Source organism: Streptomyces sp. NPDC048636 (assembly GCF_040650655.1).
GTDB lineage: Bacteria > Actinomycetota > Actinomycetes > Streptomycetales > Streptomycetaceae > Streptomyces.
In genome coordinates this window covers 83,182-96,615 of record NZ_JBEZHR010000009.1, presented here as the reverse complement: position 1 = coordinate 96,615, position 13,434 = coordinate 83,182, and the positions used below count along the sequence as shown (strand labels likewise).

The 13,434-nt window shown below is 74.3% G+C and carries 13 protein-coding genes; 6 read left to right on the top strand and 7 right to left on the bottom strand.

Annotated features, from left to right (window positions below):
• Positions 1-35 precede the first annotated feature (35 nt).
• A complete protein-coding gene (locus AB0C66_RS23920) occupies positions 36-716 on the bottom strand; it encodes an AIM24 family protein (RefSeq protein ID WP_362442087.1) in 681 nt (226 codons plus the stop codon).
• Positions 717-798: 82 nt separating this feature from the next.
• Here AB0C66_RS23920 and AB0C66_RS23915 point away from each other — a divergent pair, with 82 nt between their 5' ends.
• Positions 799-1,542, top strand: a complete 744-nt coding sequence (locus AB0C66_RS23915; RefSeq protein WP_362442085.1) for a peptidyl-tRNA hydrolase — start codon at positions 799-801, stop codon at positions 1,540-1,542.
• Between the two features lie 98 nt (positions 1,543-1,640).
• Here AB0C66_RS23915 and AB0C66_RS23910 read toward each other — a convergent pair whose 3' ends face one another.
• Together AB0C66_RS23910 and AB0C66_RS23905 are read right to left on the bottom strand one after the other, a co-directional pair.
• Positions 1,641-2,555, bottom strand: coding sequence for a class I SAM-dependent methyltransferase (locus tag AB0C66_RS23910; protein WP_362442082.1), 915 nt, complete (start codon positions 2,553-2,555; stop codon positions 1,641-1,643).
• A gap of 260 nt (positions 2,556-2,815) precedes the next feature.
• Positions 2,816-3,940, bottom strand: a complete 1,125-nt coding sequence (locus AB0C66_RS23905; protein WP_362442079.1) for a chemotaxis protein — start codon at positions 3,938-3,940, stop codon at positions 2,816-2,818.
• A 160-nt stretch (positions 3,941-4,100) separates the two neighbouring features.
• Between AB0C66_RS23905 and AB0C66_RS23900 the strand changes: the two genes are divergently transcribed.
• The gene (locus AB0C66_RS23900) at positions 4,101-5,186 is read left to right on the top strand and encodes an NAD-dependent epimerase/dehydratase family protein (RefSeq protein ID WP_362442076.1); all 1,086 of its coding nucleotides are present in this window, start codon (positions 4,101-4,103) and stop codon (positions 5,184-5,186) included.
• A gap of 498 nt (positions 5,187-5,684) precedes the next feature.
• Here the strand turns inward: AB0C66_RS23900 and AB0C66_RS23895 are convergent, their stop codons facing one another.
• Positions 5,685-6,797 (bottom strand): HAMP domain-containing sensor histidine kinase, encoded by a 1,113-nt coding sequence (locus AB0C66_RS23895; protein ID WP_362442073.1) that lies wholly within the window; start codon positions 6,795-6,797, stop codon positions 5,685-5,687.
• Positions 6,798-6,802: 5 nt separating this feature from the next.
• Complete coding sequence (locus tag AB0C66_RS23890) at positions 6,803-7,573, bottom strand: response regulator transcription factor (protein ID WP_362442070.1); 771 nt, start codon at positions 7,571-7,573, stop codon at positions 6,803-6,805.
• A 124-nt stretch (positions 7,574-7,697) separates the two neighbouring features.
• Here AB0C66_RS23890 and AB0C66_RS23885 point away from each other — a divergent pair, with 124 nt between their 5' ends.
• From AB0C66_RS23885 to AB0C66_RS23875, 3 genes are read left to right on the top strand one after another with little or no spacing between them, the layout of a single operon-like run.
• Positions 7,698-8,432: a glycosyltransferase family 2 protein gene (locus AB0C66_RS23885; RefSeq protein ID WP_362442067.1), complete on the top strand. Its 735-nt coding sequence runs from the start codon at positions 7,698-7,700 to the stop codon at positions 8,430-8,432.
• A 5-nt stretch (positions 8,433-8,437) separates the two neighbouring features.
• Positions 8,438-9,106 (top strand): DUF2064 domain-containing protein, encoded by a 669-nt coding sequence (locus AB0C66_RS23880; RefSeq protein WP_362442063.1) that lies wholly within the window; start codon positions 8,438-8,440, stop codon positions 9,104-9,106.
• Complete coding sequence (locus tag AB0C66_RS23875; RefSeq protein WP_362442060.1) at positions 9,103-9,846, top strand: class I SAM-dependent methyltransferase; 744 nt, start codon at positions 9,103-9,105, stop codon at positions 9,844-9,846. Before AB0C66_RS23880 ends, AB0C66_RS23875 begins: the two co-directional genes overlap by 4 nt.
• 163 nt (positions 9,847-10,009) lie before the next feature.
• Here the strand turns inward: AB0C66_RS23875 and AB0C66_RS23870 are convergent, their stop codons facing one another.
• Together AB0C66_RS23870 and AB0C66_RS23865 are read right to left on the bottom strand one after the other, a co-directional pair.
• Positions 10,010-10,468 (bottom strand): hypothetical protein, encoded by a 459-nt coding sequence (locus AB0C66_RS23870; protein WP_362442057.1) that lies wholly within the window; start codon positions 10,466-10,468, stop codon positions 10,010-10,012.
• A complete protein-coding gene (locus AB0C66_RS23865; protein ID WP_362442054.1) occupies positions 10,465-11,745 on the bottom strand; it encodes a molybdopterin-dependent oxidoreductase in 1,281 nt (426 codons plus the stop codon). Before AB0C66_RS23865 ends, AB0C66_RS23870 begins: the two co-directional genes overlap by 4 nt.
• 248 nt (positions 11,746-11,993) lie before the next feature.
• Between AB0C66_RS23865 and AB0C66_RS23860 the strand changes: the two genes are divergently transcribed.
• Positions 11,994-13,352: a hypothetical protein gene (locus tag AB0C66_RS23860; protein WP_362442621.1), complete on the top strand. Its 1,359-nt coding sequence runs from the start codon at positions 11,994-11,996 to the stop codon at positions 13,350-13,352.
• Positions 13,353-13,434: the final 82 nt, after the last annotated feature.

The following is a 13,434-nucleotide window of genomic DNA, read 5'->3' as shown; positions in this document are numbered from 1 at the left end:
GCATAGGCAACGGGCGGACCGGCCGCCGTCGTGGGTCAGTGGCCGCCGCCCTTCTTCTCGGGCTTGGTCTCGCTCGGGCGGACGATCACGAACCCCTCCCCGTCCAGCCGGAGTTGGACGGCCTCGCCCGAACCGCCGCGCAGCATCGAGCCGAAGCTCTGGGAGCGGTGCAGCGAGGTGCTCAGGGACGTCGTCCAGCCGACGACGGCGTCGGTGTCCACGCACACCGGGGCGGTCGGGGTGACCGGGATGACGATGGGGTTGCCCTCACAGAGCAGACCGAGCCGTCCGCTGCCGCTGAACACGGTGTTGAACAGACCGCCGCCCGTCATCCCCGCGCCCTTGAGCATCGCTATCTCGTAGGAGAGGGAGGAGTCGAAGCACAGGACGTTGCGTCCGTTGATGGTGATGCTGTCACCGGGGGTCAGATCCACCAGGAAGCAGTTGGCCGCCTCATGCGCGAACCACGCCTCGCCCTGGCCCCGGACGGCCATCAGCGCCAGGCCCTCACCGGTGACCGCGCGCTTGAGGAACGTGCCGACGCCCTGGCCGTGCTTCTCGAAGGCGAGGTCGCCGCGGAAGGCGACCATGGCACCCTGGCGGGCGTAACACTCGCCGTTCACCGCGTACTTGATCGACTTCGGGTTCTGAAGGGTCATCCCCGGCTCGGTGGCGAACTGGGCCATGTACTCCGGGGAGAAGAGATCGCTCTGCATGGGCACATCGTTGCGGGGTCGCTGATCAGTACGCAATATCCGACGCGCTCGGGGCGCGCGCCCTGCTGGCAGACTGGGGCACGTGACCAGCTCCGGAACCCACCCCGAGACCAGCCCGTTCCGTCACGCGGAGACCGACCGGGACGCCGCGCCGCAGTTCGTCCTGCCGCTGGTGGTCCGGATCGAGAAGGCCGCGCCCCCGGCCCGTACCGACGCCCTGGAGACGGCGGCCCGCGCCGTGCTGGTGCTGCTCTCGGACGAGCGGGCGACCGCGGCGGACGGTGAGTGGGCCGAGGCCGTACGGGCCTGGCAGGACGCCCGGATCCGCAAGGTCGTACGGCGGGCGCGCGGCGCGGAGTGGCGGCGCGCCGGAACGCTGACGGGCATCACGCTGACGGGGCGGGCCGCGGGCGGTCAGGCGGCGGCCGAGGTGCGGGTCTTCCCGCCGGTACCGCTGGACGGCTGGCCCAAGGAGCTGGTCAAGCTCCAGGTGTCCGGCACCGATCTGGACGACCCGGAGCCTCCGGCCGCGCCCGGCCCGGCCCAACCGGTGCTGTGGATCAATCCGCATATCGATATGTCGGCGGGCAAGGCGATGGCCCAGGCCGGGCATGGCGCCCAGCTCGCCTGGTGGCAGCTGGACGGCCCGGCGCGGGCGGCCTGGCGGACGGCGGGCTTCCCGCTGGCGGTACGCACGGCGTCGCCCGCGCGGTGGGCGGAGCTGACGGCGAGCGGGGTGCCGGTGGTGCGGGACGCGGGCTTCACCGAGATCGCGCCCGGGAAGACCGTCGCGGTCGAGTGGCGGTCGCCCACCGATCCCGGGTAGGACATCCGTCGTCCGCCGGCATCCGCCGTCCGCCGCGCCGGGGCGGCCCGGTCCACGGCTGATCGCCACCGCGACCGGACGCTCCCTGGATGCCCGGCTCAGCCGGTGGGGCGGCGCCTGCGGCGGATCGCCCGGGTGACGACCGGCGGCAGGACGTCGGCGGCGAGCCGCCGGACCGGGGAGGGCCCGGGGCGGCCCGGCGCGGCGGAGCCGGACGACGGGGCGGGGACCGGGGAGCTCTCGCGCGGCCCCTCGGCGTAGCGGGAGCGGGGCGCGGCCGGATGCGGCGGCTTGCCCGAGAACCGCAGCACCCGCCGCCCCGCGATCTCCTGCACGCTCGTATGCGTCGCCGACCGCCATGCCTCGTCCGCGAGCAGCTCGTCCTGCAACGGCCCGGGGTCCTCCCAGGTGCCGTAGAGCTTCTGGGTGCTGAGGCACACCGGCCGCAGCCCGCGGTTGAACACCGCCTCCCAGACCGCGGCGGCCACGCCCGGGGTGTGCTCGGAACGGAAGTCGTCGAGGACGACCAGGCCGCCGGGGGCCAGCGCGGTGCGCGCGGTGTCGATATCCCCCGCCACATGCTCGTACAGATGCGAGGCGTCCACGTGCACGAAACGGCAGCTGTCCGGATCGACCCGGCCCGGCACCACGGAGGTCGGCCCCTGGATGACACGGGGCAGCTCGTCGTGGAAGGCGAGGTAGTTCTGCTCGAAGGCGGTGCGGGTGAGGGTGGCGTACGACTTGCGGGCCTCCGCCGCGTTCCGCTCGTCCGGGGCGTCGGCGTCGAAGAGGTCGCAGACCGTGAAGCGCTCGCCCTCATGGAGATAGGCGGCGGTGAAGATGGCGCTCTTGCCCAGGTAGACGCCCATCTCCAGGAGGTCCCCGCGCTGCTCGTGGCGCCCCTGGCGGGTCAGGAAGCGGTCGAAGAGCACCTGGTCAAGGCTGGGGAACCAGCCCTTGACGTCGTTGAGGCTGCGGGGACGCTGCGCCGTCGGCGCGGTGGTGGCCGTCATGCTGCTCTCAGTTCCTCGATGGCATGGGTGGCCGCCACGCTGACAGCGGAAGGCAACGCCGGTGAGTCCCTGTTGTGTGTGTTGTGTGACCGAAAGAGCGCGATGACGTGATGGGCATACCGGCACCAACACGGGCAGAGCGGGGCGCCGGATGGCCGGAATCAGACGCGGAGGCAGACTGCGGGAAGCCCGGCGCCCATCCCGAAGCGGCCTCGTTCGGAAACGGATGAGAGGCGGATCGGTAGCGGATCGGACGCGGATCAGAAGCGGAGGACCGCCGCGATGCGCTCGCAACCGGCCAGGGCGCCGTCCGGGACGAAGGCGACCTCGCTGCCGGTGTCGAGCGCGGCCTCGATGATCTCGTCCACGATGTCCTCCTGCACGGCGGGACCGTGCTCCGCCGCGCTCATCTCCGCCGTGTCGACCGGGATCAGATGCCCGTCGGTGACGCGGACCGGACGCTGGTAGTTCTCCTCGACGGCCAGCAGGTCGATCCGGCCCTCCCGGACCACCTGCCACACCTCCTCCAGCCCGGCGGCGAACGCCCGCCGCCCCTGAGCCTGCTCGGTGCGCTGGATGACGCGCTCGGCGTGGCGGGCCGCCTGCTCGCCCAGCGCCGGGCGCAGCGCCTCGGCGAGCGCCTTGGCGGGGCCACCGGCCAGGCCGCCCTTGGGCACCCGGCTCACGGCCGCCTTCGCCGCCGAGCCCACCTCGTCCAGCAGGCTCAGCGCGGGGGCCAGCCCGACCAGGTAGAGCGGGCGGGGATCGCTCGCGAGCAGACCGTCGAGTCCGGTGTCGACCTGCCGCAGATACTGCCGGGTGTGCTCGTTGTCGTAGATGCCGGGCGCGTTGCCGATCCGCTCTTCGCGCTCCACGTCCACGTTGTCGCCCGGCTCGGGCTCCATCGGGAATCCGGCCGCGCGCACCTGCTGGAGCGAGCCGTTGGAGCCGCCCCAGAGCGCGGTGCGGTCCGAGGCGACGGCCAGCACCCAGTACGGGCGGGTCCGCTCGCGCGCCGCGACCAGGTTGCGGGTGAGGAAGGTGTCGCTGAAGACCACGCGCTCGGGCACCGTCCTCGGCAGTGACCAGACCTCGTACTCGCCCTTCGCCGCGAAGATCACGAGCGAGTCCAGGGCGTAGCGCAGATCCGTGTCGGCCACGGCGCGGTCGAGCTGCCCGCTGATATCGATACGGGCCTCGCGCGAGACGTCGGCGGCCGTCTCCAGACGCCGTTTGGCCTCGGCGACGAGGTTGCGCAGCCGCACCGAGTCCTGGGCGTTGTCGGTTTCGCGGCGGTGGGTCGGGAGGGTGATGGTGACCGCCGGGTAGGGCCTCTTGGCGCGAAGGGCGGTCAGCGTGCGGGATGTCAGACCTGTGGTGCGCATCGTTGCCTCTCCACGCTGGTCATCACAGGATCGCCCAGGAGCGGCGGGGTCGCATCACGGAGCGGGGAGGGGGCCGGGGCGCCCCGCGAACCCTTACGGAGCGGTGACGGCCCGGCGCGTACGCGGGCCATGCCGCCCGCCGCGGCCTAGCGTCGCCACCATGCGTGTACTGGTCACCGGAGGCGCGGGCTTCATCGGCTCGCACATCGTCACCGCTCTCACCGCCCACGGCCATGAGCCGGTCGTCCTCGACGCCCTGCTCCCGGCCGCCCACCCGGCGCCACCGCCGCTGCCCGACGCCGAGTGGATCCACGCCGACGTACGGGACCGCGGTGCGGTGGACGCGGCGCTGCGCGGGGTGGACGCGGTCTGCCACCAGGCGGCCATGGTCGGCCTCGGCAAGGACTTCGCCGACGCGCCGGACTACGTCGGCTGCAATGACCTGGGCACGGCCGTACTGCTCGCGGCCATGGCCGCGAGCGGGGTGCGGACGCTGGTGCTCGCCGGGTCGATGGTGGTGTACGGCGAGGGGCGCTACGACTGCCCCCGGCACGGGTGGGTGCGGCCCGGGCCGCGCGCGGAGGCCGATCTTGTGGCGGGCCGGTTCGAACCGCCCTGCCCGCGGTGCGGCACCCCGCTGGTGGCGGGTCTCGTCGACGAGGACGCCCCGGCCGATCCGCGCAACGTCTACGCCACGACCAAGCTGGCGCAGGAGCACCTGGCGGCCGCGTGGGCCCGGTCGACGGACGGCCGCGCGGTGTCGCTGCGCTACCACAACGTCTACGGCCCGGGGATGCCGCGCGACACCCCGTACGCGGGTGTCGCCTCCTTCTTCCGCTCGGCCCTCGCACGCGGCGAGGCGCCGACCGTCTTCGAGGACGGCGGACAGCGCCGCGACTTCATCCACGTCCGCGATGTGGCCACGGCCAATGTCGCGGCGCTGGAGGCGGCGGCGGGCGACGGGGCGGGGGCGAGCGCGGGCGCGCTGACCGCGTACAACACCGGAAGCGACGATCCCCACACGGTGGGCGAGATGGCCGCCGCGCTGGCGGCGGCCCACGGTGGCCCGGCGCCGGTGGTGACCGGCGACCACCGGCTCGGGGACGTCCGCCACATCACCGCCTCGTCGCGGCGGATCCGGGAGCGGCTGGGCTGGCGGGCGACGGTGTCGTTCGCGGACGGCATGGCCGAGTTCGCCCGCGCCCCGCAGCGCGCGACCACCCGCCGCCCCCAGCCGGTCCCCTAGCCCGCGTCCGCGGGCTCGCCCCTCCCCCGAGCCCGCGGACACCCCCATCCGCCCAAGGCCCCGGTGCGAGCCCGCCCGGGCCCCGCCCGCCGCACAACGGCGCGACCGCCACCCCCGGGCCGCGCACCGCTCCAGCCCGCGCCCGACTCCCGCACGCGCACGGTCCGGTGGGCGTGGTCTGGACGCGCAACGGTCCGGTGGGCGACGACGCCCACGCACCAGTCCGCTCCCCGCGCCTCCGCGAACGCGCACCCCGTCCCCGACCGCACGGCGGCGCGCCCGCCACCCCCGGGCCGCGCACCGCTCACGCACACGGCCCCCGGACGCGAATCGCCCTGTCCGGCATCCGTGGACGGGCGCGCGGAATCGCCACCGCCGGGCCGCCGCCACCAACTTCCCTCGTCTACGCGCAGCGCGCGCCTGCGCACCGCCCTCCGCCGCGAGGCGAGGGGCCCCGGCCGCATGGCGGTGCGACCGCCGCCCCGGCCCGCGTAGGGGTCAGATCCGGGCCGCCGGGAGGCGGACTTCGAAGCGGCAGCCGCCGATGACGTTGTGGACCGCGGCGTGGCCGTCGTGGGCCTCGACGATGCCGCGGACGATGGCGAGGCCCAGGCCCGCGCCCGCCGGGGGTGTGCGGGCGTGGCTGCCGCGCCAGCCGGTGTCGAAGACGCGCGGGAGGTCCTCCTCGGGGATGCCGCCGCAGCCGTCCGTCACCGACAGCACCACATGGTCGGCCTCGCGCTGGGCGGCGACCGCGACCGTGCCGTCGGCCGGGGTGCGGCGGATGGCGTTGATGAGGAGGTTGCCCAGGACGCGGGTCATCTCCTTGCCGTCGACCTCGATGGGGACGGGATCGACGGAGTTCCCGATCAGCCGTACGCCCAGCTCGCGGGCGAGCGGATCGGCGCCCGCGAGGGCGTCGCCGACCAGGTCGTAGACGGAGATCCGGGTGAGGCTGAGGGACAGCGCCCCGGCGTGGATGCGGGAGAGCTCGAAGAGGTCGCCCACCATGCCGTTGAGCCGTTCCACCTCGGTGCGGATCTGCCGCAGATAGCGCTCCGGGTCCGGGACCATCCCGTCCTCGAGCGCCTCGGACATCGCCCGCAGCCCGGCCAGCGGGGTGCGCAGATCGTGGGAGATCCAGGCGACGAGCTCACGGCGGGAGGCTTCCAGGGCCCGTTCGCGTTCGCGGGAGGCGGCGAGTTTGGCGCTGGTGTCGGCCAGCGCGCGGCCGAGGGCGGCGAGTTCGGCGGTGGCCTGGCCGTCGGGAGCGGCGAAGGCACCGCCGTCGCCGAAGGAACGGGCGGCCTGCGTCAGCGCGTTGCTGCGCGCCACCACCCAGCGGCCCAGCAGCATCGCGGTGGCCATCGACACCACGGCGGCCATGGCACAGACGGTGGTGACGACCGTGAGGTCGTGCGGGGACAGGAACATGGCCCACGCGACGGCGAGGGTGCCCGCGAGCATCGCCGTCACCGTGACCGCGGCGACCACGGTGAGGGACACGGCGACCGAACGTCCGCGCAGCAGCCGCAGCGCCAGCGCGCCGAGCAGCCCGGCCGCGGCGGCGCCGAGGAAGGCGAACAGGGCCATCAGAAGGACGTCTTGCACGGTGATCAGCCCTCGTGGTCCGCGGTCTCGGACGAGGCGTCGAAGCGGTAGCCGACGCCCCAGACGGTCTGGATGAGGCGCGGCGCGCCCGGATCGTCCTCGATCTTGCCGCGCAGCCGCCGCACATGGACGGTGACGGTGGACAGATCACCGAAGTCCCAGCCCCAGACGTCCCGCATCAGCTCCTCGCGGGTACAGGCCACACCGGGGTTCCGCAGCAGATGGGCCAGCAGGTCGAACTCACGGAGGGTGAGGGCGAGTTCCCGGCCGTCCCGGGTGGCGCGGCGGCCGGCCGGGTCGAGGGTGATCCCGGCGTGCCGGAGCACCCCGTCCCGCGGGGCGGGGCCGCCGCCCGCGCCGCCGGGCGCCTCGCCGAGCGGGACGACCCGCGGGCCGGTGCGGCTGCGGCGGAGTACGGACTCCACGCGCAGCACCAGTTCGCGCGGGCTGAACGGCTTGGTCACATAGTCGTCCGCGCCGATCTCCAGACCGAGGATCCGGTCGTCCTCGTCACCGCGCGCGGTGAGCATGATGACCGGCACCGGCCCCTGGTCGCGGAGGGCGCGGCAGACCTGGAGCCCGTCCATGCCCGGCAGCATCAGATCGAGGACGACGAGGTCGGGCCAGCGGGCGGCGGCGCGGGCGAGCGCCTCGGGGCCGTCGGCGGCCCGATCGACGTCATAGCCCGCGCGGTCGAGGTATCCGGCGACGACCTCGGCGACGGTCGGGTCGTCGTCCACCACGAGGACCCGGCCGGGGGTAGGGGTCTGCTGCATGCCCCCAGCCTCGCACCAGGCCGGACCGGGGCCCACCCCGGTATCGCCCGGGACGGGGCGACGTCCGTGTTTCGTAAGGACCCGAAGCCCGAAATGTGGCTTTCTTCTTCGTAGTGTGGAGCGCGTGACACATGCGATCACCCCCCGTTCCGACGGCGTTCCCCGTGCCGATGTCGTCCTGCCGTGTCTGGACGAAGCCGCCGCCCTGCCCTGGGTGCTGGCACGCATCCCCGACGGCTGGCGCGCCATCGTCGTCGACAACGGCTCCACGGACGGCTCGGCCGCCCTCGCCCGCGCCCACGGCGCGACCGTCGTGAACGAACCCCGCCGCGGCTTCGGGGCGGCCTGCCACGCCGGACTGCTCGCCGCCCAGGCGGAGTTCGTCTGCTTCTGCGACTGCGACGCCACGCTCGACCCCGGGCTGCTGACCGGTTTCGTCGCGACCCTCGCGGAGGGCGGCGCGGATCTGGTGCTGGGCCGCCGCCGCCCCCAGGCGCGCGGCGCCTGGCCGCTGCACGCCCGGGCCGGCAACCTCGCCCTCGCCCGGATGCTGCGCCGAAGGACCGGTCTGCGCCTCCATGACCTCGGCCCGCTGCGGGCCGCGCGGCGGGTGCCGCTGCTCGACCTCGGCCTCACCGACCGGCGCAGCGGCTACCCGCTGCAAATGGTGGTGCGGGGGGCCGACGCGGGCTGGCGGGTCGAGGAGCGCGATGTGCCGTATCTGCCGCGGGCCGGGAGGTCGAAGGTCACCGGGACCTGGCGGGGCACCTGGCACGCGGTCCGGGACATGCGGGCGGTGCTCAACCGACCACCGGCGCCCACCGCCGCGGTGAACGGCCCCGCGAGGGCGGCCCGGTGAGCCCCGTGCGGAACGCGTCGCGGCGCGGCGCGCGGGCGGGGATCACCCTGCTCGTCATCGCCAAGGAGCCGGTGGCGGGCCGGGTGAAGACCCGGCTCACTCCCCCGTACACCCCGGTGCAGGCCGCCGCGCTCGCCGAGGCCGCCCTCACCGACACCCTCCGTACCGTGGCCGAACTGCCCGCGCGCCGCCGGGTGCTGGCGCTGGACGGCCGTCCGGGGAGGTGGCTGCCGCTCGGCTTCGAGGTCATCGCGCAATGCCGCGGCGGTCTCGACCAACGGCTGGCGCACGCCTTCGCGAACTGCCACGGACCGACGCTGCTGCTCGGTATGGACACCCCGCAGATCACCCCCGCCCTGCTCTCCCCGGTGCTGGACCCGCACGGCTGGACCGGAAGCGACGCCTGGTTCGGCCCGGCCGTCGACGGTGGCTTCTGGGCCCTGGGCCTGGCCGATCCCGACCCCGCGCTGCTGCGCGGCGTGCCGATGTCGACCGCCACCACCGGTGCCGTACAGCGCCGTCGGCTCGTCGACGCCGGGCTGCGGGTGTACGACCTGCCGACCCTGCGCGACGTCGACACCGCGAGCGACGCGCTGAAGGTGGCGGCGGCCGCCCCGGGCAGCCGGTTCGCCCGCACCCTCTCCCGGATGCCGGTGCGGGCGGCCACCCGATGAGCGCGGCGGGATCCATACGGAACGGGGTCGCGCCGGACGCTCCGGTACGCGAGCGGCCGGGCGGCCGCGGAACGCCGTCCTCCTGGCGTGCCGACCCCTATACGCGGGCGCTGCGCGCCGGACGCGGCCCGCTGTTCCTGCGCGGCGCCGACGGCTGGACGCTGCCCCTGGAGGTCGAACGCTGGTGCGCGGACGCCGACGCCGCCGACCGCACCGTGCTGACCCGCTGCCACGGCCCGGTCCTCGACATCGGCTGCGGCCCCGGGCGGCTGGTGGTCGCGCTGGCCGTCCTCGGCCGTCCCATCCTGGGCATCGACGTGAGCCACGCGGCGGTCGCCCGCACGGTCGGCGCGGGCGGACCGGCCCTGTGCCGCTCGGTGTTCGAACCGCTGCCGGGCGAGGGGCGCTGGGGTACGGCGCTGCTGATCGACGGCAACATCGGCATCGGCGGTGACCCGCGGACCCTGCTCACCCGGGTCGGCCGGGTCCTCGCCCCGGACGGGCTGCTGCTGGTCGAGGTGGCACCCGAGGACATCGATGTGCGGGTACGGGTACGGGTCGACGACGGACGGGGCGGTGTCGGCACGGACTTCCCCTGGGCCCGGTTGGGCGCCCCGGCCCTGCTGCGCCACGCCCGTGCGGCGGGCTGGACCGCCGTCGAGAGCTGGTCGGCGCTGGACCGCGCGTTCATGGCCCTGCGCCGGTCACCCCCCGGCCCGCGCACGGCCGGTGAGCGCTGACGCCCGTCCGGCCCCCCGACCCCGGCCGGCGGTGCGGTGAATCCCACCCCGCACCGCCGGCCGGCCTGTCTGCGCGGGACGCACAGCACACACACGGCCGCCCGCGCGGCCGCCGTGACGGCGGTCGTGCGGGCGGCCGGGAGCGCGTCCGGGACGGACGGGCTCACTCCCGGGCCGCTCCCGGGCGGTCACGCCACAGCCGGAGGGCCAGCCACAGGGCCGACGCGAGGAAGAGCGCCGCACTGATCAGCAGCCAGCGCCGCAGGAAGACATCGGCCGACAGCCCGGTCGAGCGTTCGTAACGCCGTGTCTGCTCACCGAGGATCAGCGGGAACCAGACGAGCAGCAGCAGCCCGGAGAGGAAGGCGGGCACCCGGATGTGGTTGATCCAGGAGGCGGGGGCGGGCAGCAGCGCGCTCACCGCCCGGTCGGCGACCGCGTACAGCGGCAGCAGCACCAGGTCGTGCAGGACCGCCGCGCCCACGATCCAGAGCACGATGCCCAGCCAGTCGCCGTGCAGCAGCCGGACACCGGCGTACGCGGTCAGCGCGAAGGAGCACAGCAGCAACAGCAGATGCCACGGGGACTCCCCGTAGGCGCTCCGGAAGCCACATCGCCTCATACCGTCTCCCCGAAGCTCAGCCGTCCGACCCATTTGGTGTTCTGCACACCCGGCGCGCCGGGGACGATGATGCGCGCGGGGTAGCCGTGGTCCGGTGACAGATCGGCGCCGTTGACCTTCAGGGCGAGCAGTGAGCGCGGATCGCGGACCTGGTTGTCGCGCAGGGCGACGGTGCGGAAGGAGCCGTGTCGCTGTACGGACTCCACCAGGACGCCCGGGGGCTGGTCGTGGTGGCCGACGAGTGCGGCGAGATCGGCCAGCCGTACCCCCTCCCACCGCTGGTCGGGGGTGGACCAGCCCTCCACACAGGCGATGGGGAGCGACGCGCCGTGCTGGGGCAGCCGCAGCACCTGCTGCCGGGTCAGGACGAGTTCGCGGTCTCCGCCGCGTAGCACCAGCCGCCAGGCGGAGCCCGTGTCGCGGGTGCTGATCCCGACGGCCGCGGCGGTCTTGTTGATCTGGAAGCCGTTGGGGCCCCGGCCGGGTTCGCGGTTGTGCGGGGCGAGCAGGGCGGTCTCGCGCAGCGGGCCGCCGATGCTCTGGCCCGCCGTCACCACCAGCAAGGCGGCCGAACCGGCGCCGACCATGCCGAGCGCACCGCGGCGCGACATGGTGGGCGGGGCCGGGTCGGGGCTCACCAGACCGGAGTCGTCGAGCGGTTCTGGCCGGGTCCGGGAGACCGGCGTACGCAGCTCGGCCCGCAGATCACGGCCCTTCAGCGAGCGCACCATCCGGGGGAAGCGCAGCGCCACATGGACGACGACGGCGCCCATGAAGATCCACGCGCCGTAGAAGTGCAGGGGGTAGAAGGACCCGGGGAAGATGTAGTCCAGCTGGACGTTGAGCACCCCGGTGGCGAACTCGAAGATCCCGCCGCCCACCAGCGCCAGCAGCGAAAGCCGCTCCAGCCCGTGTCCCAGGGACCGCACCGGCGGCCGCTCGAAGAGCTTGGGGACGACCGACCAGAGCTTCGCCAGCAGGACGGGGACGAGCACGACGCCGAGCGTGACATGGACCCCCTGGGTGACGCGGTAGAGCCAGGAGGGGTGCGTCGGCCAGGAGAAGAGGTAGAAGCCGAGCAGCCCCTTGTCCGGTGTCTTGTCGTTGACCGGGGACAGATCGGGGTTGTAGGCGGCGTACGAGAGCAGACCGGTCACGAAGAGCACGGGGATGCCGAGGAGCAGCACCAGGCCGAGGACGGAGGTCAGCCAGGGACCGCGCAGGGGGCTCCGCCACAGAGCACGGCGCTCGCGGCCGGGTTGGGAAGGGGGGCTCATGGTGTGACCGTAGAGCCGGTCCGGGGGCTTCCGGGGGTTTGAACACATGACGAAACGCTGACGTCAGCGCGGTGGGCGCGGAGTACACGCGCAGGATCTGACGGTTCGGTGACGGCGCGCGGCGCGTCGGCCCCGCGGCGGCTCCCGGGATTTAGCGTGAGGCCGTGAAGCTCCCTCTCCGCACCGTGAAACTCCCCCTCCGCACCGTAAAGCTCCCGCTCCGCACCGACGGCGAGCCCGGTACCGCCGTGGACAGCGGGCGGCGGACCGGCCGCCGCCCGGATGTGCTGACCGCGCTGGCGGGCGCCGTCCTCTTCGCCGTCGCCGCCGTCGTCGGCACCCTGATCCAGCGCGCCGACCACTCCCTGTACGTCGACTGGGCGCCGCTGTACGCCGACTGGCTGCCCCATGTGGGGCCCGGTACGCCCGCCGCCCTGGCCGTCGCCGCAGCCGTCGTCGGCTACGGGCCGCGGCTCGCGCTGCGACTGCCGTGGCGCGGGCTGCTGGCGACCGCGTGGGGGACGGCCATGGCCTGGACGTGGTCGCTGGCGCTGGTGGACGGCTGGGGCCGGGGGCTGGCCGGACGGCTGACCCAGCGCCATGAGTATCTGCGCGGTGTGGACCGGTTCGACGACATCGGCGCCGCGCTGCGCGGGTTCACCGATCACATCCTGCTGACCCAGCCGGACAACTGGCCGGCGCATATCGCGGGCCATCCGCCGGGCGCCGTGCTCACGTTCGTCGGGCTGGACCGGCTGGGTCTTGGCGGCGGGGCGTGGGCGGGCGCGTTCTGCGTCACGGTGGGGAGTTCGGCGGCGGTGGCCGTACTGGTGGCGCTGCGCGCGCTGGGCGAGGAGCGGGCGGCCCGTACCGCCGCGCCGTTCCTGGTGCTGGCCCCGACGGCGGTGTGGGTGGGGGCCTCGGCGGATGGCTACTTCGCGGCCGTGGCGGCGTGGGGTCTGGCGCTTCTGACGCTCGCGGCGCGGCGTACGGTGCGCGCGCCGGGAGCCGTGGCGCTGGCCTCGGGGCTGCTGCTGGGTCTCACCGCGTATCTCTCGTACGGGCTCACCCTGCTGGCGCTGCCCGCGCTGGCCGTGCTGGTGCTGGCCCGTACGGCGAGACCGCTGCCCTGGGCGCTGGCCGGAGTGGCCGTGGTGGCGGGCGTGTTCACGCTGTCCGGGTTCGCGTGGTGGGAGGGGTACGACCTGCTGGTGGAGCGCTACTACCAGGGCGTGGCCTCGGACCGGCCGTACGCCTACTGGGTATGGGCCAATCTCGCCGTCGCGGGGGCCGTCGCCGGTCCGGCCTGTGTGGCCGGGGCGCGCCGGGTGGTCGTGGCCGCCCCGCCTGCGGCGCGACGGCTGCGCGGGGGCGGGGCGGGCGCGCCGGACGCCCTGGTGGTGCTGACCTTCGCCGTGCTGCTCGCGTTGGCCGTCGCTGATCTGTCCGGTATGAGCAAGGCGGAGACGGAGCGCATCTGGCTGCCGTTCCTCCTCTGGCTGTTGCCCGGAACCGCACTGCTCCCTGTCCGGGACCGGCGTCGCTGGCTTATGGTCCAGGCCACGGTGGCACTTCTCATCAATCATCTGCTGCTGACCGGATGGTGACGGGACCGATGTGAAGAGCGGGTGATACTTCTGTGATACTGAAGGGGACGTACATCTGTACTGGTGCTGAGGGCGGACGCGT